The sequence below is a fragment of the Thalassospira australica genome (genome assembly GCF_044790785.1).
Taxonomy (GTDB): domain Bacteria; phylum Pseudomonadota; class Alphaproteobacteria; order Rhodospirillales; family Thalassospiraceae; genus Thalassospira; species Thalassospira australica_A.
The window spans coordinates 1463111-1485156 of the sequence record NZ_CP085258.1 but is presented as its reverse complement, the minus strand read 5'-3'; the positions used below and the strand labels follow the sequence as shown (position 1 = coordinate 1485156).

20 protein-coding genes are annotated in these 22046 nt (G+C 57.3%); 8 read left to right on the top strand and 12 right to left on the bottom strand.

What is annotated here, in order from left to right:
* Window positions 1-2 precede the first annotated feature (2 nt).
* The 5 genes from LG297_RS07120 to LG297_RS07100 all read right to left on the bottom strand — a co-directional run bounded on the left by LG297_RS07120 (window position 3) and on the right by LG297_RS07100 (window position 3508).
* Window positions 3-383 carry a hypothetical protein gene (locus tag LG297_RS07120; protein WP_404426230.1) on the bottom strand — a complete coding sequence of 127 codons (381 nt, stop codon included), beginning with the start codon at window positions 381-383 and terminating at the stop codon, window positions 3-5.
* Window positions 384-636: 253 nt separating this feature from the next.
* Window positions 637-1137 carry an MmcB family DNA repair protein gene (locus LG297_RS07115; RefSeq protein WP_404426229.1) on the bottom strand — a complete coding sequence of 167 codons (501 nt, stop codon included), beginning with the start codon at window positions 1135-1137 and terminating at the stop codon, window positions 637-639.
* Window positions 1138-1165: 28 nt separating this feature from the next.
* The gene (locus LG297_RS07110; protein WP_007090950.1) at window positions 1166-1411 is read right to left on the bottom strand and encodes a DUF2312 domain-containing protein; all 246 of its coding nucleotides are present in this window, start codon (window positions 1409-1411) and stop codon (window positions 1166-1168) included.
* 125 nt (window positions 1412-1536) lie between these two features.
* Window positions 1537-2706, bottom strand: coding sequence for a carboxylate-amine ligase (locus LG297_RS07105; protein WP_404426228.1), 1170 nt, complete (start codon window positions 2704-2706; stop codon window positions 1537-1539).
* A gap of 1 nt (window position 2707) precedes the next feature.
* A complete protein-coding gene (locus tag LG297_RS07100; RefSeq protein WP_404426227.1) occupies window positions 2708-3508 on the bottom strand; it encodes an N-formylglutamate amidohydrolase in 801 nt (266 codons plus the stop codon).
* Between the two features lie 241 nt (window positions 3509-3749).
* On the opposite strand from LG297_RS07100, the gene LG297_RS07095 reads away from it, so the two are divergent.
* Together LG297_RS07095 and LG297_RS07090 are read left to right on the top strand one after the other, a co-directional pair.
* A complete protein-coding gene (locus tag LG297_RS07095; protein WP_404426226.1) occupies window positions 3750-4499 on the top strand; it encodes a FadR/GntR family transcriptional regulator in 750 nt (249 codons plus the stop codon).
* A 56-nt stretch (window positions 4500-4555) separates the two neighbouring features.
* Window positions 4556-5818, top strand: a complete 1263-nt coding sequence (locus LG297_RS07090; RefSeq protein ID WP_404426225.1) for a glycerate kinase — start codon at window positions 4556-4558, stop codon at window positions 5816-5818.
* 6 nt (window positions 5819-5824) lie between these two features.
* Here LG297_RS07090 and otnI read toward each other — a convergent pair whose 3' ends face one another.
* Together otnI and gcvA are read right to left on the bottom strand one after the other, a co-directional pair.
* Entirely contained in the window at window positions 5825-6610 is a 786-nt protein-coding gene (gene otnI / locus LG297_RS07085) for a 2-oxo-tetronate isomerase (RefSeq protein WP_404426224.1), read from the bottom strand.
* 96 nt (window positions 6611-6706) lie between these two features.
* Window positions 6707-7597 carry a transcriptional regulator GcvA gene (gcvA, locus tag LG297_RS07080; RefSeq protein WP_404426223.1) on the bottom strand — a complete coding sequence of 297 codons (891 nt, stop codon included), beginning with the start codon at window positions 7595-7597 and terminating at the stop codon, window positions 6707-6709.
* A gap of 130 nt (window positions 7598-7727) precedes the next feature.
* Here gcvA and LG297_RS07075 point away from each other — a divergent pair, with 130 nt between their 5' ends.
* Window positions 7728-8429, top strand: coding sequence for an FMN-dependent NADH-azoreductase (locus LG297_RS07075; RefSeq protein ID WP_404426222.1), 702 nt, complete (start codon window positions 7728-7730; stop codon window positions 8427-8429).
* Window positions 8430-8469: 40 nt separating this feature from the next.
* Here the strand turns inward: LG297_RS07075 and LG297_RS07070 are convergent, their stop codons facing one another.
* Window positions 8470-9792 (bottom strand): NAD(P)/FAD-dependent oxidoreductase, encoded by a 1323-nt coding sequence (locus tag LG297_RS07070; RefSeq protein ID WP_404426221.1) that lies wholly within the window; start codon window positions 9790-9792, stop codon window positions 8470-8472.
* A gap of 202 nt (window positions 9793-9994) precedes the next feature.
* Between LG297_RS07070 and LG297_RS07065 the strand changes: the two genes are divergently transcribed.
* Window positions 9995-10423 (top strand): HIT domain-containing protein, encoded by a 429-nt coding sequence (locus tag LG297_RS07065; protein ID WP_404426220.1) that lies wholly within the window; start codon window positions 9995-9997, stop codon window positions 10421-10423.
* A 92-nt stretch (window positions 10424-10515) separates the two neighbouring features.
* Window positions 10516-11871, top strand: coding sequence for an oxygen-independent coproporphyrinogen III oxidase (gene hemN / locus LG297_RS07060; RefSeq protein WP_404426219.1), 1356 nt, complete (start codon window positions 10516-10518; stop codon window positions 11869-11871).
* A 985-nt stretch (window positions 11872-12856) separates the two neighbouring features.
* Here the strand turns inward: hemN and LG297_RS07055 are convergent.
* From LG297_RS07055 to LG297_RS07045, 3 genes are all read right to left on the bottom strand, one after another.
* Window positions 12857-13681, bottom strand: a complete 825-nt coding sequence (locus LG297_RS07055) for an aldo/keto reductase (RefSeq protein WP_404426218.1) — start codon at window positions 13679-13681, stop codon at window positions 12857-12859.
* A 76-nt stretch (window positions 13682-13757) separates the two neighbouring features.
* Complete coding sequence (locus tag LG297_RS07050) at window positions 13758-14693, bottom strand: EamA family transporter (RefSeq protein ID WP_404426217.1); 936 nt, start codon at window positions 14691-14693, stop codon at window positions 13758-13760.
* A 117-nt stretch (window positions 14694-14810) separates the two neighbouring features.
* Entirely contained in the window at window positions 14811-15992 is a 1182-nt protein-coding gene (locus LG297_RS07045) for an MFS transporter (protein ID WP_404426216.1), read from the bottom strand.
* A gap of 160 nt (window positions 15993-16152) precedes the next feature.
* Between LG297_RS07045 and LG297_RS07040 the strand changes: the two genes are divergently transcribed.
* Complete coding sequence (locus tag LG297_RS07040) at window positions 16153-17076, top strand: LysR family transcriptional regulator (RefSeq protein ID WP_404426215.1); 924 nt, start codon at window positions 16153-16155, stop codon at window positions 17074-17076.
* A gap of 38 nt (window positions 17077-17114) precedes the next feature.
* Here the strand turns inward: LG297_RS07040 and LG297_RS07035 are convergent, their stop codons facing one another.
* Window positions 17115-18110, bottom strand: coding sequence for a mitochondrial fission ELM1 family protein (locus LG297_RS07035; protein WP_404426214.1), 996 nt, complete (start codon window positions 18108-18110; stop codon window positions 17115-17117).
* A 193-nt stretch (window positions 18111-18303) separates the two neighbouring features.
* Between LG297_RS07035 and LG297_RS07030 the strand changes: the two genes are divergently transcribed.
* A complete protein-coding gene (locus LG297_RS07030) occupies window positions 18304-20340 on the top strand; it encodes an ATP-binding protein (RefSeq protein ID WP_404426213.1) in 2037 nt (678 codons plus the stop codon).
* Between the two features lie 28 nt (window positions 20341-20368).
* Window positions 20369-21715: a sigma-54-dependent transcriptional regulator gene (locus LG297_RS07025; RefSeq protein ID WP_404426212.1), complete on the top strand. Its 1347-nt coding sequence runs from the start codon at window positions 20369-20371 to the stop codon at window positions 21713-21715.
* Window positions 21716-22046 lie beyond the last annotated feature (331 nt).

Sequence of the window (22046 nt, the reverse complement as noted above, 5' to 3'; positions counted from 1 at the left end):
TATCAGGCTGCTGCCCCAACAGCTTCCCGGAAGGCGGTGACTGTGGCGTCACCCTTGTTTTTGCGATGTCCCTTAACCACGTCATTGGCGACACAGCGATCATCCGCCCGCATCATTCCGCCATATGCGAAATGCACGCGCGACAAATGCCGACTGTTTGTTTTTATTGAAAATGTGATGATGTGATTGCCATGAACCGGCACGGATATATGTGCTGCCCCGCGCCGGATAAGGTTCGGACCGGCATACCGGATGTGACGCCCCCGCGTCCCGATACCATCCCCGAACACAAGCCCCAGGCTTGCGACTGCCGCCGCAATACGTCCCGTCCCCGCCATCGTACCCCCACGATCAGACAGGCGCGCAAAAATGCACCCCGTCATACAGGTTTCCGCGGCATGAGCCGATCTTGATCGTTTCCAGGGATATTTTTTTATCACCTTGCCGCGCGGCAGAGTTTAGTCATCGACCAACGACGCAACCAAGTGACATGTTTGTTAGGATATTAGTTCAAAAATAAGACAAGAAATACTACCCTACGGTATATTTTTCCTATCGTATCCACGTATAAGTATAAGATGATAAATACTTGTACATTTGCCGATTGTATCGGTTTTCGCCTTTGGATTTAAATCATTACGGAATAACGATATCGCCATCCGCCCCCGGAGTCAGTCGGGCCGCCGCCGTTCTTCCGAACGAAATCAATAACTTCTTTCGTCGTGCTGCCGACAGTTTCCGGTTCGGCTCCGGCGCGGGACGGACAATTGCCGCTTCAAACCGGTCGGCAACGATCAACCCGACATCAACCGGGATCAGGTCGCGCGGGAATTCCATCGGCACGGCAAAGAAAAACCGGTCACAATAATCAAGATAGCTTTCCCACTTCTGATCGACGCGAAAATCCTCGACCGATGATTTGACCTCGACCGCCCAAAGATCGCCCTTTTCCCCAAGGGCCAGCACATCAAGCCTGCGCCCGTTGCCAAGGCGAAGCTCGGTCAGGCACGCCATGCGATGATGATACAAAAGACGGCAAACGCCTTCTGTGACGTCGCTTGTGATTTGGGGGCGATTGCGTTCATTCATTGCCACAGGATACAAAAACAAAAGCCCGCTCGAAAGCGGGCTTTGCATCTTGGCGCGACACTCCTGACACAGCAGATCAGCTCATGCCAAGCGCACGTTTGTAAACCTCAAGGATTTCTTCCTGTTCGGTGCGCTCGTGATCTTCCATTTTGCGCAGACGGATAATCTGGCGCAGGATTTTCACGTCGTAACCAAGCGCCTTGGCTTCACCGTAAACTTCCTTGATGTCGGCCATCAGGTTGGCCTTTTCTTCTTCAAGGCGTTCGATACGTTCGACATAGCTCGCAAGCTGATCGGCTGCGATTCCACCGACTTCGGTCATTCCTGATATTCTCCGATCATGATTGCGCAGCGGAAACCGGTGCGCGGAATTTCAATGCGGCGCGACGATACTCAATGCGCTTTGCCATGACAAGACCCGTTAACCCGGCAAATCTCAGACTGCTGTCAAACCGCCGATTTTTCGCCAGGCACCGTTTGCACCATCAGGTGATCGGCCACCGCAAGCAACGCATCGCGCGGGCTGGCACCTTTTTCCACCGCATCGGTATAAATCTTGCGCTGGCGATGCGCGCTCGTCCCGCGTGCGATAATGGTGCGCGCATGTTCGACCTCGGCGACACAGCCGAAATGCTCCGCATCCGGGCGGATCAGTTCGATGATTTCTTCCAGAAGATCGGCATAGGGCACAATCTCCGCCCGGCCAAAATCGATCAGCCCGGCCTTGTCCCCGGCATCGCTGCCATACCGGCACGCCCGCCAGCGGTTTTCGCGCACCAGCATGTTGGAATAGATCCGCCACCGCTGGTTATTGCGCCGCAAACGATACAACATCCGCATCAGGCATCGCGTGATCGACGCGACACAGATCGCGTCTTCCAGATCGGTACAGACATCGGCAATCCGCATTTCAAGCGTCGGCCAACGGTCGCTGGGTCGCAAATCCCACCAAAGCTTGGTGCCATCCTCGATGACCCCCGCCTGGATCAGCATATCGACATGGCGGCGATATTCCGCCCATGATCCGAACACTTCGGGCAACCCGGTGCGCGGCAAATTGTCAAACACCGAAAGACGGAAGGTCTGAAGCCCGGTATCACGCCCGCGCCAGAACGGCGAACTGGTCGTCAGTGCCAGAAGATGCGGCAGGAAATAACTCGCCTGCGCCATCAATTCGATCCGCAGGTCATCATCCTCGATCCCGACATGCACATGCATCCCGCAAATCAGAAGCCGGTCGACAACCGTGCGAAGATCGCGCGCAATCGTGCTATACCGCTCGCCCTCGGTGTGTTTCTGGCTGTCCCATTGCGCAAAGGGGTGTGTCGATGCCGCCAGCAACGCCATGTCATAGCGTGCTGCAATATCGGCAAGCGTGCTGCGCATATGCGTCAGTTGGTCGCGCGCTTCGGCGGCACTGTTGCACACCTTGGTGCCGGTCTCGACCTGGCAGCGCATGAACTCGCTTGATACCTGATCGCCCAGTTCGGCCTTGCAGTCTTTCAGAAAATCCGCTGCCGGGTCCGTCGCCAGATCGCGACTTTCGCGGTCCACCAGCCAGAATTCTTCCTCGATCCCGATGGAAAAGCCCGGTTCACGCGAATGGGACACCGCCAAATCAGTCTCTCCTGATTTTATAAAGGTTCGGGTCGGCCAGGATGTCGACAAACGCATCGCCAAGGATTCTGGCCCATTTCTCACACCCTGCATCAGTATCGATCAGATCCTGCCGGATTTCAATCGACACACAGGGCAACCCACCCGCTTCGCCGTGATGATCGATGGTGTAATCGGCCATATGCTTCCCGGAATAGGGTTCATTATCGCCAATCGTCAAATCAGGATTCTGTTCGCGCAATTTCGCCAGCAACGGTACGGGAATACGGTCATCCTGATCCCAAAGAATGCCGATTTCCCACGGCCGTTCGAACCCCTGGAAAACGGGGGTAAAACTGTGAATGGCGATCAGGGCCGGGACGATTTTATGGGCATGGAAATTGGCAATGCGTTCCTCGATGGCCCCGTGATAGGGCAGGAAAATCTCGCGAATGCGCTGCATATGTTCAGACGGCGAAACGTTTTTATTTCCCGGCACCACCGTCTGATCGGCGATTTCGGGCATCCCGGTCGGGTCCCAAAGCTGCCGGTTGCAATCGATCACCAGCCGCGAATAACCGCCCAGAACCGCCGGGCAATCAAACCGCTCCACCAGAATTTCGGTCACCTTGCGCGCCCCGATATCCCAACCGATATGGCGTTTGCGTTCTTCTTCCGGCAGGCCCAGCGTACCAAGGCTTTTGGGGATTTCGCGCGACGCATGGTCACAGACAAAAAGCGAATGCCCCTTGCCGTTCTCGTTCAAAACCTCAAACGGTGCCGGATCATCATGGCCCAGCAGCGGCCCGGTATGGTGGCTCACGCGAATTCTCCTGAAATTGGGGCAGCTTGAAAATTTTCGGGTCCAAAACCGGCGCGAACCGGCATTTCGGACCCTGTTGAACTATCAATTTATGACCGGACTGACAAGCTCGCCCGCACGCCCCCTTTACAACAGTGCAACGGACACTTTGCAGCAACGCAAAACATCCCGTAAAGTGGTATGACCAATAAAACCAAACGCGTTGTCGACTGGTCTCGGTCGCTGCTGGAGTGTTCAAAACATGCCGCCTGTCAAACCTGCACAATCTTCCGACGGGGTTGACGCCAACCCGCCCAAAAGGATTGCCGATCAGGTTGCCGACAAACTTCTCGACATGATCACCGCAGGCATTTTCCTGCCCGGTGATCGTCTGCCGGGCGAACGCCAACTGGCCGAAAACATGAAAGTCAGCCGCGTTTCGGTACGTGCGGCCCTGCAAAAGCTCAAAACCCGCGGTTACCTGCGCGCGGTTCAGGGGGGCGGTACCGAAGTCCTGTCCTCGACCGGGGTCGAAATGGATACCGCGATGACCGATCTTGTGCGGGCATCGCTCGATAACCTGCGCGACCTTCAGGAAATCCGCTGCACATTGGAAACATGGGCCGCACGGCGGGCTGCCATCAATGCCAGTGACGAGGATATCGAACTGCTGCGCATCGCCTACCGGCAGGCCCACGATCCGCGTCGTGCGCCGAAATATCGTGCCGATGACGATCATCGCCTGCATATGATGATCGCACGCGCCAGCGGATCGATCATCTATTACCACGTCATGAAAATGCTCCATGATGTCTTGCAGGCGGCCCTGACCGAAATCCGCTTTAACAATCTGTCGGGCCCGTCCTTTGACCGGATGGTGCAGGAACATCATTATGCGATTGTCGAAGCCATCGCCGCGCGTGACCCGGATGCATCGGAAAAAGCCATGTCCGAACATTTACAGGCGGTCATCGAATATTTCAAACTGGCCACCGTGAACAAACCGAACTGAGCCGGAAAACCGGCCCCAATTAATCAAGAACACCCAATCCAGTCAGGGAACCCGATATGACAACCTCGCGCGACACGCTTTTGCAGTTGATGGATGCCGCCCTCAAGGCCGCCGATCCTGCGGTCCAGATCCCGCGCAACCTGCCTGCAAAACCCAAGGGCAAAACCATCGTCATCGGTGCGGGCAAGGCATCGGCCAATATGGCGCGCGCCTTTGAAAAGGCATGGGATGGCGATATTTCCGGTCTGGTCGTCACCCGCTATGGTCATGCCGTCCCGTGCGAGAAAATCGAAATTGTCGAGGCCTCCCACCCGGTCCCCGATGCCGCCGGGCAAAAGGCCGCCCAGCGCATTCTCGATATCGTCAAATCCGCCGGTCCCGATGATCTGGTGGTCTGCATGATTTCGGGCGGCGGATCGGCCCTGCTGGCCCTGCCCGGTCCGGGCCTGACACTCGAAGACAAACAGGCAATCAGCAAGGCCCTGCTCCATAGCGGCGCGACCATTTCCGAAATGAACTGTGTGCGCAAACACCTGTCCGCGATCAAGGGCGGCAGGCTGGCCGCCGCCTGTGCCCCCGCACGCATGGTGACCTATCTGGTCTCCGATGTGCCGGGCGACGATCCGGCAATCATCGCATCCGGTCCCACCGTTGCCGATCCGACAACCGGGCAGGATGCGCTTGATATCATCCGCCGTTACCGGATCGAAATCCCGCTTGCCGCGACCGAACTTTTAAACAACGACATCCATGAAACCGTCAAACCGGGCGACAAATGCTTTGACGGGCATGAAATCGTCATGCTGTCACGCCCGCAGGACAGTCTGGAGGCCGCAGCCAGGGTCGCCCGCGACCTTGGCATCAATCCGGTCATTCTGGGGGACGCCATCGAAGGCGAAGCCCGCGAGGTCGCCATCGTCCATGCCGGCATCGCCCATCAGGTCGCCAATCACGGCCAACCGGCCGCCAGACCCTGTGTGCTGCTATCGGGCGGTGAAACAACCGTCACGGTCCGCGCCAAGGGGGGGCGTGGTGGCCGCAACAGCGAATTTCTGCTCTCTCTCCTGATCCAGTTCCGCGATCACGCCGGGTTCAGCGCGCTCGCCATTGATACCGACGGCATCGACGGCAGCGAAGATAACGCCGGTGCCATCATCGACCCGACAAGCTGGCAAAAGGCGACATCGGCCGGGATCGACCTTCGGGAATATCTGGCCAATAACGACGCCTATAGCGCATTCGCCAAAATCGACGATCTCCTGATCACCGGCCCGACGCTGACCAACGTAAACGACTTCCGCGCCATCCTGATCGAATAGATTTGATCAGGATTTCGGCATCCACGGGCGGATCCAGTCAAGACCGGCATCAGTATCGCCGTGCGGCTTGTATTCACAGCCGATCCAGCCGTCATAACCGACCCGGTCAAGCATATAAAACAGGAACGGATAATTAAGCTCGCCGCTATCGGGTTCACGGCGGCCCGGCACACCGGCAATCTGGATATGGGCGGTTTTGTCCAGATGCTTGTCCAGACGTGCGGCGATATTCCCGCCGACAATCTGCGCATGATAAATATCGAATTGCAGCGCCAGATTGGGATGATCAAGCTGATCAAGGATCACGGCAGCCTGTTCGACGGAATTTAACAAATAACCCGGCATATCGACCGGATTGATCGGCTCGATCAGGATCTTGACCCCGGCCTGTTCGGCCAGATCGGCGGCATAAAGCAGATTGTCGCAATAAAGCCGCGCCAGTTCCCCGGCATCCTCGCCCTTGCCCATCACCCCCGCCATGCAATGCACCATCCTGCATCCGGTCGCGGCGGCGTAATCAAGCGCCTTGACCACGGAATCGCGAAACGCATCCTCGCGCCCAGGACGACAGGCAAGCCCGCGTTCACCCTTTTCCCAATCCCCGGTCGGCATATTGAACAAAACCTGCTCAAGGCCATTATCGCTCAGCAGCGATTTGACGCTTGCCATCGGCATGTCATAGGCGCCGACATATTCGACCCCGCCAAACCCGGCCGCCGCTGCCGCCGCAAAACGCTTCTCAAACGGTAGATCGGCAAACAGAAAGGAAAGATTGGCGCTGAAACGGGGCATTGGACACCTGACCGGAGCATTGTTTCGGGCCGTCATGGTTTCGCATCACCGCCGCCGCGTCAATGCCAAAGCAGGACGGCATCCCGGGCACCTTCATCACACGGCACCATCTTTGGCGATTTCGTCCGAAAGCCACGCGCCGAATGCCTCGACTTCCTTGATGTTCGCACTCCTGCCGGTATGGATCAGGTGATAATGATGCCCTTCCATCACCGGGCCGAATGGCTGCACCAGAAGCCCGGCGGCGATTTCCGAACGCACCATTTCCGAACTGGCCAGAACAACACCCTGCCCCGCAATCGCGGCCTGAATGGCGTGGGTATCGTCACTGAAACTAAGCCCGCTTGATAAATCGACATCATCCAGCCCGGCCCGCTTGCACCACCGCGCCCAGGTCGGCGTCGCCTCGTCCGGGCGCAGCCATTCCAGATGCAAAAAGGTCTGCCCGCGCAGGTCGTTGGGCTGTTGGATATTCAGCATCGGGCTGCAAACCGGCGCGAACCGGTCGGCAAACAGGGTTTGCACCACCATGCCCGGAAACGGCCCCTTGCCATATCGAACCGCCGCGTCAGCCATCCCGGAATGAAGGTCAACCGTCTCGGCCGATGTATGCAGGCGCAAATGAATATCGGGATGTGCCGCCTGAAAACCGCCAAGGCGCGGCAACAGCCACTTGGCCGCAAAGGATGCCAGCACCGATACCGTCAGCCCGCGTTGGGGTTTGCGCGCCTTGATCCGGTCAATGGCGGCGGCAAAACCGGCAAAGCCGTCGCGCAATGTGGGATAAAGTTCCTGCCCGGCGGCGGTCAGTGTCACCTGCCTTGGTTTGCGATCAAACAACCGCACACCAAGGGTTTCTTCAAGCAATCGCACCTGATGGCTGATCGCGGTTGGCGTCACGGCAAGTTCGGACGCCGCCCGCTTGAAACTAAGGTGTCGGGCGGCGGCCTCAAAAGCACGCAGGGTCGCAAGCGGGGGCAAGGGCATATGGATGAACTCAATTCATCTATTGGCTGAGATATTCGATTTTGATCAAAGCCTATATCCAAGTCAAATATGGGGCAATGCAAATCGAAACAGATGAACAAATATCATCATTAACGATCAAAGGTGCCCCATGACAACCATCCTTCATATCGACAGCAGTGCGCGCCCCGGCCGATCCGACACGCGCGCCCACGGCTCCCACTCGCGCCGCCTTACCGCCAAATTCATCGAACAATGGCGCGCCACCCGCCCGGATGACGAAATCATCTATCGCGATGTCGGCGCCAATCCGCCCAGCCCGGTAACGGGTGACTGGGTTCATGCGGCCTTCACCAAACCCGATCAGCGCGAAGACTGGATGCATCAAGCACTGGCTGAAAGCGACGAACTGCTTTCCGAATTGCTGCGCGCCGATGTGATCGTTGCCGGGGTGCCGATGTATAATTTCGGCATGCCCGCCCAGATGAAGGCATGGATCGAAAATATCGTCCGTGTCGGTGTCACCTTCGGCTTTGACCGGTCGCGTGATGGCGTCCCCTACTGGCCGATGCTGACGGGTGGCAAATCACTGGTGGTTTTATCCTCGCGCGGCGATTTCGGATATGATCCCGGCGGGCGCGTGGCCCATCTTAATCATGTCGAAGGCGGCGTCTTTGCCCCGCTGGAATATATCGGCATCACCGATCAGCACGGTGCCGCTATCGAATATGACGAATTCGGTGACGACCGCACCCAAAAATCCATCGCCGATGCCGAGGCAAAAGTCGCCGATATCGTCATGCAATTGCAGGCACGTCACACGCAGATTTCCGATATCGCAATGATGGCCTGAACGACCTGACGGCACCATCACCGGGGAATGGATCGCCCCCTCATTCCCCCGGTGGTGTTTTTGCCGGCTTTCCCGCCGGGCTTTGTGCCGGGTTTATTTGTTCCGATACCTCGCCCGACATCAGCCCGGTGATCAGGCGCGCGCCTTTTTTGCGGAACAGATAACTCCAGACCCACTGCACCATCACAAGGGCGGGCGCGCGCAGACCGATCAGGAAATAGATATGCGCAAGCCCCCAGAACCACCACGCCAGCCAGCCGCGCAGCTTGAACCCGTTCAGGTCAATCACCGCCCGATGACGGCCAATCGTCGCCAGATTTCCGGCATGGCGATAGGCAAATGGCGGTGTTTCGCGCTTCGCGATATGATCAAGGATACGCCCGCCAACATACTTGCCCTGGTGCTTGGCCGCGGGCGCAATACCCGGCACCGTCATGCCATCACGCCACGGCACATGCGCCGCATCACCGATGACAAAAACGTCCTCATAACCCGGCACCGAAAGGTCGGTATTGACCATCACCCGACCGCCCCGATCACATTCCCGCCCGGTCCAGTCGGCCAGATGATCAACCCGGACACCCGCGCCCCAGATCACATTCGCGCTCGGAATGAATTCATCGCCAATCTGCGCACCCATCGCGGTAATGTCGGAAACCTGCTGATTGACCCTGACTTCGACACCGATTTTTTCAAGCGATTTGCGGGTATATTCCGATAAATCCTCGGGAAATGTGCCCAGCAATCTGGGGCCGCCTTCGGCAAGGATGATGCGCGCATCGCGCGGATCAATCCGGCGAAAATCATGGGACAATGCCTGCTTGGCAAGCTCGGCAATCGCCCCGGCCATCTCGACCCCGGTCGGCCCGCCGCCAACCACGACAAAGTTCAGCAACCGCCGCCGTTCTTCCGGGTCTTCACTGTTTTCCGCCCGCTCAAACGCCAGAAGCAGACTTTTGCGAATATCGGTCGCCTCGGTAATGTTTTTAAGGCCCGGTGCGACCATCGCCCAGTGATCGTTACCGAAATAGGATGTCACCGCCCCGGTCGCGATCACCAGATAGTCATACGACAGGTCGCGATCCCCCGCGATGATCCGCTTGCCTGGCAAATCAAGCCCGGTGACTTCACCCATGAAAACGGAAACATTGGGATAGCGGCTGAAAATACTGCGGATCGGCCAGGCGATTTCGGCGGGCGACAGGTCGGCGGTCGCCACCTGATAAAGCAGCGGCTGAAACAGATGATGATTGCGCTTGTCGATCAGGATGACGTCAACCTCATCCCTGCCCGCAAGTTTCTTGGCGGCACTCATGCCGCCAAACCCTGCGCCAACGATTACCACCCGCTTTCTGTCCGTCATGCCGGTCATGCTCCTGTATCGCATTTGTCCGACCCCGGCCAGGGTCAGGACCTAGCTAGGCAGGAACGGCAATTATTGCAAGTTATTCAAAAACAACACTCGAACGGACAATTTTGTCCTCTTACCGGAACGCGCGACAAGCTATTGCGTTCCGTCTATAAGATTTCACTCTCATCTGTCCCCAGCCCCAAAGAGGCCCGCCATGATCGACGATTTCGCCCTTCATCCGCAACTTGCTGCCGACACCGATCTCGTTACCGACGGGCCGCTGTCCCATGTCCTGCTGATGAATGACGCCCGCTATCCGTGGCTGATCCTTGTGCCAAAACGCGCCAATCTGGTCGATTATGATGATCTGAGTGCGGATGAACGCAAATTGCTCGGCGATGAATGCGCGATTGTTTCTGCAACGCTTAAGCGCCGTTTCAACGCCGATAAAACCAATGTCGCGATGCTGGGCAACATGGTTCCGCAACTGCATTGTCATGTCATCGCCCGGTTCAAAAATGATGCCGCATGGCCCGGCCCGATCTGGGGTGTCGGCAAGGCCGAACCTTATGACGAGGAAACCGGCAATGAACGGCTGGCGATCCTGCGTGCCGATCTGATTTCAGCTTTCAAGCATCTGTAATTTCCCGCTTTGCCACTCCTTGACGCATATCAAGGAAGATGAATTTGGAATAATGCAAAAGACGGACAGAACGAATTTTCGGGATGTCCGTCATGCAACTCGCCCTTTACGAAAAATACGACCTGCGTCTGCCGCGCTATACCAGCTATCCGACCGCACCGCATTTCAGCGCGTCGGTGAATGGCAGGGTTTTCGAAAGCTGGCTGGGTGACCTTGATCCCGCACAACCCTTATCGCTGTATCTGCATATCCCGTGGTGCCGGGAAATGTGCTGGTTCTGCGGGTGCAACACCAAAATCACCAGGCAATATGACCCGGTTGGCAACTTCGTTTTGACCCTTCGGGCTGAAATCGAAAGCCTGCTGTCAAAGCTTGACCCTGCCCACCGTTTCAAGGTCTCGCATATTCATTTTGGCGGCGGCAGCCCGACGGCACTTAAACCCGAAGACCTTCGCGCGATCATGGCCGATCTGACGGACCGCATCGATATCCTTGACGACGCCGAAGTCGCCCTTGAAATGGACCCGCGCACCGCCACCCCGGAATTTATCAATGCGATGGCCGATTGCGGTTTTACCCGTGCCAGCATCGGCATTCAGGATTTCAACCCGTTTGTGCAACGTGCGGTCAACCGCGTGCAATCCTTCGAACTGGTCGAAGATGTCATTGCCCGCCTGCGCGCGCACAGGATTTCGGGCATCAATGTTGATCTGATGTATGGCCTGCCGTTCCAGACGGTCGACAGCATCATCGAAACCGTTGATCAGACGGTCACGCTGAACCCGGACCGCCTGTCGGTATTCGGCTATGCCCATGTGCCATGGATGAAAAAACACCAGAACCTGATCCCGACCGAAGCCCTGCCCGACACCGCAGCCCGCTGGGCCCAGTACGAAGCCATCCAGACCCAACTGACCTCACATGGTTACAGCGCCATCGGCCTTGACCATTTCGCCCGCGATGACGATGCCATGGCCATCGCGCAGAAAAACGGCCTTCTGCACCGGAATTTTCAGGGTTACACCACCGACCGCGCCGAAGCATTGATCGGTTTTGGCCCCTCGGCCATTTCATCGCTGCCACAGGGCTATGCCCAGAACGACCCGGCCCTTGCCCGCTGGCAACGCGCGGTCGAGGCGGGCGAATGCGGCATTGAAAAGGGCATTGCAGTCAGCAACGAGGATCGCATCCGGCGCGACATCATCAACGAACTGATGTGCAACCTGACGGTCGATGTCGCCGCCATCTGTGCCGATCACGGCACATCCGTCGACCATTTCACATGGGAAATCGACCGGGTCCACGCCATGACACAGGATGGCATCGTCGAAGTTAACGGCACACACATCTACCTTACCGAAAGCGGCCGCCCGCTGGTCCGTGCGGTTTGTGCGGCATTTGATACCTATCTTGATCACGCCCACGGGCGGCATTCACAGGCGGTCTAAGCCATAAAAGGGCCGGATAACCCGGCCCTCAGATTGCTGACACAGCCCTCCCAATCCGATTGTCATTCCTAACCTGATCGGCATTCCCAACCTGATCGTCATTCCCGCGAAGGCGGGAATCCAGCTCTTTCAATGGGGCACAGATTCCGGGTCTGCGCTCCGCTGCGCCCGGAATGACGATTTGGTCAATCACCAAGCCAATCCAGCCATCCCGCAGCTCCCGGCATCGCCAAACGCCACCGACCAGACGGACCACGCCGCTCCGAAAAAAACACCCGTCGCTCTCGGTTGCCCCCAAAACGCACCTCACCCCAAGGGCCACAGCGTTGCCGCATGGCTGGCACAAATCCCGCCATCGATGACCGGCCTTTCGGCATCTCCGAACGCTCAATCGGCTCGCTGGCGACCAATCCCGGCAACCCGGCCAGCCGATCCAATCCGGACGCAATCCGGGCGCAATTCGGGCCCGCTGATTCTCGACATTTTCACGCTTCACCGACCGGACTGAACCGAACCGGACCAACTTCGCCTCGGCCCGAACCATTCTGCCGAACACCCTTGCCCCAAGGGCACATTTCTCCCGTCATGATAAACAACAGTTTTTCGCAAATATCCCGAGGCCTCACGGCCCAAGCGCACCACCGCCGTAATGGCTTTTCCATGCGCCAGTGACGTCCCTTTGGCGATACCACCCCCACCATGTCATCCCGTCAGATCGCTGTCGCATCATCGTCTCATTCCTGTTTTTGCCGCCCGAAACGCAAAAAACCCGCAAAAGCGAATCACGCTTTGCGGGTTTGTCTCCGGGCCCATTTGTCCCGTTGATTTTGCTCTTATGCCATAAACAAAAGAACAAATCAAGAACTTTTTCCAGAAAAACCGGAAAAAATTCTTATCCAAAGCTCAATGCGGCGATAAAGGTATATTTCTCAATACCTTGGGCAGAAAACTGCTCCGCCCGCCCTGCTGCTTCCTGAAAACAGCATCAGTCCCAATCGGGTGCCAGCCCGTCGGGGCTGACGATCCGGCCGTTTTTATCGGCCAGACCATGAATGGCCTGCATTTCCTCGCCGCTCAGTTCGAAATCAAAGATATCGAAGTTTTCCGCGACCCGGCTTTCGGTTGCGGTTTTCGACAGTGCGATGACATCATTCTGCTGCAACAGCCAGCGCAGAACCACCTGCGCGACCGACCTGTCATGCGATTTGGCGATCTCGGCAAGCTGCTCATTCTCCAGCACCTTGCCATCGGCCATCGCATAATAGGCGGTCAGCGCCATGCCATGTTTGCGCGCCCCGTCCATGACCTTGGTCTGATCAATAAATGGATGATATTCGACCTGATTGGTCACAAGCGGCGCCTCCGACAGGGCAACGGCTTCATCCATCAGGGCAATGTTGAAATTGCTGACCCCGATATGGCGCACCTTGCCGGCCTGCTTGACCTCGTTTAACGCCCCGATCTGATCGGCAAGCGACACATCCTTGTTCGGCCAATGCAAAAGCAGCAGATCGACATAATCGGTTTTAAGCTTTTCAAGGCTTTCATCGACCGATTTGACAAAGGCATCATGCCTGTAATTGCTGACCCAGACCTTGGTGGTCAGGAAGATGTCCTTGCGCGGAACACCGCTGTCAAGGATCGCCTGCCCGACGGCGGCTTCGTTGTCGTAAATCTGGGCGGTATCGATATGGCGAAAGCCGGTTTGGATCGCCTGTGGCACGATACGCAGAACGTCGGCTTCGGGCATGCGAAACGTGCCAAAGCCAAGAGCGGGGATCACCGCACCATTTGCAGATACATTAAACATCTGAATTCCTCATTGGAAATGTCGCGACTGTCTTCGCAACGGCTGCCGAACCCGAAGGTTCCGATAATTCCGGCACTCAGGCCGATTTGCGCACCGTCAGGATGACAATCCCGGTAATCACGACCAACCCGCCCAGCATCTGGGCCGGGCTGATCATCTGTTCCAGCACCACCCAGCCAAACAGCAGGGTGGCAATCGGTTCCATATTCATCACCGGCGCATTGCGCGCCATATTCAGCCGCGGCACCGAAATGAACAGGACGGAAAAGGCACCACCATAAAGCAGAACCAATGCACCAAGACCGAACCAGCCCGGTGTTGCGGATGGCAATGCCATTCCGCCCGGCACCAGTTCGGCGAAACCGGCAATGATCATCGATGCAAACACGATCACCATGGTGAACATGCTGCGCACCGATCCGCGCAATGCCGACAATTTGTGATCGGTCACCCAAAGAGCGACGGCAAAGGCCGTTGCCGCCCCCAGTGCAAAACCAATCCCCTGCCACCAGTTCGCACCGACATCGCCCTCCATCGCCAGAACACCGGGCACATCAAGCGCCAGGACAAGCCCCGACAGGATGAACAGCATCAGGGCCGCCGATTTCAGGGTCGGTCGTGCCCCGCCCAATGCCCAGGTGATCAGCGCCAGAATGATCGGGAAACTGTTGGCCGTCAAAAGGGCCAACGCGACCGGAATGCGGGCCACCGCCGAATACAGGCACAGGCTTTGGATCGTAATCAGAAGACCCAGCAACAATTGCCATTTGCGCGTCCCGGCCGGAAGCCGGATCGTCTGCCTTTGCCAGATCACAAGCGCAATCAGGATCGCCAGTGCCACCCCCGACCGGCACAGGATCGCCAGAAGCAACCCGGTGCCGTTTTCAAACGCCAGCCTTGCCGCCACATGGTTCCCGGCAAAGGAACAGGCAACAACAACAAGGATCAGAACCGCAATCTGGCGGGGGAAATGTTCAGGAACGGCAGCAGGCAGCGCAGTCGATATGGACATATCAAAACCGGTTTTGTGGGGCGAACAATCAGAAAACGCCAGAAAGGCCCTTAAAACAAGTCTTTCCGGTAAAGGGTGCCACATCCGGTGCACAGGATGCGGCAACCCCGATATCGCTTATGCGGTCTGAAGGGCGGTATCGGTCCGGCGATCCAGCACACCGCTGATCATGGTCAGACCAACCGCAAGCGCCACCAGAAGGGCCGCAACCCAAGGCGTTGCCGACAGGCCAAGCGAGGAGGAAACAACAATCCCGCCAACCCACGCGCCAATCGCGATGCCAAGGTTAAACGCCGCAATGTTCAGCGCCGATGCAACATCCACCCCGCCCGGACGGTGCAGCTTTGCCAGTTGCACGACATAAAGCTGAAGCCCCGGCACATTGGCAAATTGCAGGAAACCAAGGGCCGCCAGCGTGACAACGGCAAGGATCGGCGAAACGGCAGTAAAGGTAAAGATCACAAGTGTGACGGCCTGCAAGGCAAACAGGATGGTCAGCGCCCGGACCGGGTTCCGATCCGCAATACGTCCGCCCGCAAGGTTGCCAACCGCAATCGCAAGCCCATAGAACACAAGGATCAGACTGACACTGGATTCACTGAACCCCGTGATATCCTGAAGAACTGCGGACAGATAGGTAAAGGTGACAAACGTGCCGCCATAACCGAACGCCGTCATGCCAAACACCAGAAGCAACCGGCCACTGCCCAGTACGCGCACCTGATCAAGCAGGCGTGCGGGTTCCGCCCGGCTGAGGTTCGAGGGCAGCAATGCCGCAATCCCGACAAAGGCAATCACACCAAGAAGCGAAACACCCCAGAAAGTCGCCCGCCAGCCAAACATCTGACCGATATAGGTGCCAAGCGGCACACCGGTCACAATCGCAACCGTCAACCCCATGAACATCATCGCAATCGCTGATGCCCGACGGTTTTCCGGCACCAGATCGGCGGCAATCGTCGCCCCGATGGAGAAAAACACACCATGCGCAAAGGCCGAAATCACCCGCGCAACCAAAAGCATTTCATAGGTCGGGCTAAGTGCGGCGGCACTGTTGCCAACCACAAACACCCCCATCAGACCCAGCATCAGGGTCTTGCGATGCATCCGCCCGGTCAGGGCGGTTAAAACCGGCGCACCGAACGTGACGCCAAGGGCATAGACACTGACAATCAACCCGGCCATCGGCAGGGTCACCGAAAGATCGTTTGCCACGGTCGGCAGCAAGCCGACGACGACAAACTCCGTCGTGCCGATCGCATAGGCCGCGATCGTCAACGCAAATAAAGCAAGCGGCATTTCAATTCTCCGGCCCGCGCGCCATGCGTCTGCGGGCACAAATGGTTGGTGGGGCATCCCGCCCCGTTCATTGCCGCCCACTATGCCGATGGAATGCTTGCACGATAATCCGGATTGCGCGACAAACGCCTTTGAATTGAATTCAAAGCCGGAGGATCAGTTGGATAATCGCGCAGGGGAAATGGAAGTCTTCATCCGGGTCGCGGAACTCAGAAGCTTTTCCGAAGCCGGTCGGAAACTGCGCCTGTCGCCATCCGCTGTCAGCAAGCTTGTCACGCGGGTCGAAGACCGGCTGGCGACCCGCCTTCTGGTGCGATCCACGCGCGGATTGCAACTGACGCCCGAAGGCGAAATGTATCTGGCCCGCGCCCGGCGGGTACTTGATGAAATCGACGATGCCGAACGGGCGGTCGCCAGCGGCGGCAAGGCCGCCCCGCGTGGCCGGTTGCGCGTCAATGCCTCCATCGCGTTTGGTGTGATGTATGTTCAGCCGCTGATCCCCGCCTTTCTCGAACGCTATCCCGAGGTCGAACTGGATTTTTCCCTGACCGACGGGATTATTGATTTGCTTGAAGAACGGGCCGATATCGCCATCCGATCGGGATCATTGCCCGACTCATCGCTAAAGGCCCGCAAACTGATCGAAAGCAGCCGCACCATCGTCGCATCGCCGGAATATATTGCCAAACGCGGCCTGCCCGGCCATCCGGACGAACTGGACAGTCACAATTGCCTGCGATTCAACTTCCCGATCCCGATGAATGAATGGCCTTTCACCAATCCCGACACCGGCGAACGGTTTGGCCGGACGGTATCGGGCAATTTCCTGTGCGACAGCGGCCCGGCCATGCGCCGGTTATGCCTTTCGGGGCTGGGCATGGCGCGGCTTGGCCGGTTCCATGTTCAGGGCGATCTGAAGGCCGGAACGCTGGTTGAAATCCTGCCGGACTGGAACCCGAATGACGAACAGCTGATCCATGCGATTTTTGCCGGACATGAACATCTTGCCGCGCGTATTCGCGCCTTTATCGATTTTCTGGTCGACCATATCGACCCGTCCGGAAGCGGCGTCCGGCTTCCGTAACGATCACGACAGAAACAGGGGTTTCGGATCAAAAATTCCTACGAAACCGGGGCGTTCAGCAATTCAAGGCAGCGCTGTGCGACCATACGGGCCGGTTGCAGGGAGGGATGTTTGAACGGTACGATTTCGGTATTTGGCAACAACGGCCGGGCATAACCGCCGTCATACAATGCCTGATGCAAAAGCTGATGGCGCGGGTTTGCAATACCATCGGGGGCATAGATATAAACCCCGCCCGGCGCGGCGGCTGCCTCGCAACACATCGAAACAGAATCACCGGTAACGATGATGGTATCGGCCAGCGCGAGATAACCGAAATACGGGTTTTCGTCCTTTGAATTCCAGTCATGCAGGTGATATGGCAGCCCCGAATTACCCAGCATTTCGGCAATGATTTCCTCGTTTTCCGACCCGGTACGACGGCTTGTCGTCACCAGCAAACTGCCATCTACCGCCCTGGTCGCCTCGATCGCCCGCCCGGTCAGTTCGCGCGCCATATCGGCGGTAAAGACCGTGCTTTTGGTGCTGCCCCCGACAATCAATGCCACACGCGGTTTTGGCAGCCCCTTGAAATGCGGGCGCCAGGTATCGGCCTCGATCAGAAGTCTGGTTTCGGTTACGCGGTGCGGCGCACCGGGAATTTCCAGAACGTTTTCACGCATCGGCATCCGGTCATGGGCCGGGGCCGCGATCAGGTCAAACGCCCCCTCGCCCCCGTCCGGGCGCATGATCTGGCACAATTTTGTATGGCCGTTGCTTTGCTTTTTGATCCATCGCGCAATCGGCGCGGTGCGTCGCCCTGCGGCAATCACCAGATCGGGCCACGGTGCCACAAGCCTTGCACGCGAAGGGGTATCGATCCCCAAAAGGCTGGCACGGCGAATGACATTGGGCAGGCGCGCCAGACTGGTATAACCGATATCGACCCGTTTAAACGGCTGGGCAAGGGCTTCTGCCACACCGATGGCCTGATTGACGTTTCCGGCACGGTCATCGGCCAAAACCCAGATCAGGTGCGGATCGTTATCGGTCATTCAGGGTCTCATCCTTGTCGGATTATTGATTTCCCGTACAGGCAGGAAGCTATCGCCTGATCGTTCCTGATTGGTACAGACAGTCCGTGCTTTTATCAAGCACCTGACGTGCGCGACCTTTTTCGGCTATGCTTTGTTACCAATATGTCATCATAATCTACCGACATAATTCTGAAAAACGGTCTGACGGGAAATGCTCAAGACATCCATATCGGCAAAACGAAGTGCGCGGCTGGTTCTGGCCGGGCTGCTGATATTGTTGCCCGTCACCGTCTGGCTGACCACGGAACTGTGGCGCGAAACCCGCCTTGTCGAGATTGCAGAAGACGGGCGCAACAAGCTCGAACTGTATCGTTCCAACCTTCAGGGTGCCATCAAGGAACACGAATATCTTCCGATCACGCTGGCCAGTGACAAACGCATTCTTGACCTTGCCCTGCATTCAAGCCCGGCCGACGCCGCCGAGGTCAATGTCTATCTGGAAGAACTGGCCGCCGACAGCGGGGCGTCGGATATCTATTTCATGGCTGACGACGGCACAACAATCGCGGCCAGCAACTGGAACAGCGACGCCTCCTTTGTCGGGCGCAATTTTGCCTTTCGCCCCTATTTCAAACAGGCCGAAGCCGGACTGACCGGCCATTATTTCGCATTCGGCATCACATCCAATGTGCCGGGTTATTATATCTCGCATCCGGTGCGTCCAAACGGGGCGAAGTTTAAAGGGGCGATGGTCGTCAAAACCCATCTGGAAACTCTGGTTCAGAGATGGGCACGCGGTAGCGAAAACGTTCTGGTTACCGATGAAAACGGCATCGTTATCATTACATCGCGCCCGGAATGGCGGTTTCGCGATTTGGAAGGAATTTCCCCCGAAGATCGCCCTGCACTGATGTCATCACGCAAGTATGGCGACTATCCCCTTGATCCGATGCCGGTCGAACAGGGCGAATGGCCGCACGATGCAGGCATCGGCATTCTGTCGCTTGCCCCGACCGAAACCGTTACCCCCGAAGAACTTATTGCCTTCAGGATCACGGGCGAAGAAGCCGCCGGGGACGTGGAACAGTCGAAAAGCGATGCCAAACCCTATCTGGTGGTCAGCAGCCCCCTGCCCAAGCAGGGATGGAAAATGTACCTCCTGACCGACAAGTCGGTTCTCGACCAGTCGATCCTGACCGCGGGTTTCATTGGCGGGGCGGTCCATATCATCATCATGGGAACGCTGTTTGTTTTGCTGCAACGGCGCCGCGCGATGCTTGAACAAATCGAAATTCGCGACTGGTCGCAACGCGAACTGGAACGCCAGGTGCGGCTTCGCACCGCCGACCTCATGAGCACCAACCTGCGCCTTGCCGAGGAAATCAGCGAACGCCGCCGGACCGAGGATGCCCTGCGCACTGCACAGGCCGAACTGGTGCAGGCCGGCAAACTTGCCGCCCTTGGCCAGATGTCGGCCGGGATCGCACATGAAATCAACCAGCCGCTGACCGCCATTCGCAGCTATGCCGACAATGCGTTGAAATTCATTGCGCGCGGCAATGACGAAACCGCCAGCCGCAATCTGGGCCGGATTTCCGAACTGACCGAACGCATGGGCCGGATCACCAACCACCTGAAAACCTTTGCGCGCCGCCCGAAACATGACACGCACCCGGTAGCACTGGCGGGACCGCTGGAAAAGGCCATTGATCTGCTGCGTGAAACCGGGCGGGCCGGACTGGCCGACATACGGTATCGGACGGCCCAAAACGTGGCGCTGGTCACGGCCGAGGAAAACCAGCTTGAACAGGTCTTCCTGAATATCCTGAGCAACGCCGCCGATGCCTGCCGGGACGAAGAATTCCCGCAAATCGACGTGACACTTGAAGAAAAGGACAATCGCGTTCTCGTGTCCATCACCGATAATGGCCCCGGTATCCTCTCCGAAAACCTGTCCAAACTCTTTGATCCGTTCTTTACCACCAAGCCATTTGGCGATGGGTTGGGGCTTGGGCTTTCGATCTGTTATGGCATCATTCGCAGTTTCGGCGGCACCATTCGTGCGGAAAACCGCCCGACGCGCGGGGCCTGTTTCACGATTGAATTGCGATGTGCAGATCAGATGCCCGGGGGTGATACCACATCAACCTCGACGTCATCGCCCCTGCCTGATACAACATCCGGCCAAACCGCCGAAACAGAAGGCGTAGAAACGGATCTGATGGTACATCGCATGATCGCCCCCTGATCCGGAACGGATAAAAAGGGGAAGGCAATTGAACAACACGGCCCATTGCGTTCTGTTTGTCGATGACGACGAAGATGTGCGGGAAGCCGCACAGCAAACGCTGGAGCTTGCCGATATCGTCGTCGAATGTCATAGCGACGCCGGCAGTGCGCTGGAACGTATTCGCCGTGGCTGGCCCGGTATCCTTGTGACCGATATCCGCATGCCGCGCATGGATGGTATGGAACTGCTGTCCCGCATCAGCAAAATCGAACCGGAAATGCCCGTGATCCTTGTCACCGGACATGGCGACGTTGCCACCGCGGTGCGCGCCATCCGCGAAGGCGCGTTCGATTTCATCGAAAAACCGTTCGATCCCGATCACTTCATCGATGTGGCACGTCGCGCCATGGCCCATCGCCAGCTGATTCTTGAAAACAGGACGCTCAAGGCCGAACTGGCCCGTCACAGCAAGGAAGTATCGGGCCTGATCGGGCGCACGCCCGCGATGGAAAAGCTGCGCACCCTGATCGGCAACATTGCCGCGACCGATGCCCATGTCCTGATCAATGGCGAAACCGGTGCGGGCAAGGAAGTCGTTGCGCGTACCCTGCACGAGGCATCCGGTCGCCCCGGCCAGTTTGTGGCCGTCAATTGCGGCGCGATGCCCGAAAACCTGATTGAATCCGAACTGTTCGGCCACGAAGCAGGGGCCTTTACGGGCGCTGAAAACAAACGCATCGGCAAGTTCGAATTTGCCGACAAGGGCACCATGTTCCTTGATGAAATCGAAAGCATGCCGCTGTCGCTTCAGATCAAATTGCTGCGCGTTTTACAGGAACGCGCGTTGGAACGCCTGGGCTCGAACAAGTTGCAGCCGATTGATTTGCGCGTGGTTGCCGCGACCAAGGTCGATTTGCGCGAAGCATCATCGCGCGGGGCCTTCCGCGAGGATCTGTATTACCGGCTGAATGTCGTGCAGCTTCATATCCCGCCACTGCGCGAACGCAAGGACGACATCCCCCTTTTGTTCCAGTATTTCATGAAAGAGGCGCAAGAAAGATTTGGCCGGGATACAAGTCCCCTTGGCGGGGCAGAAATAACCCGCCTGACTATGTATGACTGGCCCGGCAATGTCCGTGAACTGCGCAATGCCGCCGAACGGCGGGTATTGGGACTTGATCCGTTTGCCGGGGACAGCGTGCAACCGGTCGAGAATATCCTGTCCCTGCCCCGTCAGGTCGAAGCGTTTGAAAAAGGCGTGATTTGCGAAGCGCTGCGCCAGCATGGCGGTCATGTGACAGCCACCGTCACCGCCCTTGGCGTACCACGTAAAACCTTCTACGACAAACTCGCCAAATACGGTATTCAACCCGAAAATTTTCGCAACAAGTGATAGGCATCCCACACATGTTGCACTGCCGTTATGTGCGGATAGCCACACACTCAAGATTTCGCCACCTTGTCAAATAATCAAATAACCACCTGAAATATATAAGTATTTTATATTTTTAGCCTTAAAAGCATAGTTGGCATCGTACTTGCGTTATTTTTGACGCAACGGCATTGAACCATTGAACCATAGGAACCAATTGTCTTATCGGACAATATCAGGGGACTGGAGGTCATTGTGATCATGCAGTTGGCCGAACAGGCGTCTGCCGGAGCTAAAGAAACCGCATCAGCGGACGCCGGTTAAAACTATGATGCAATTCCGTAGGGAGGAA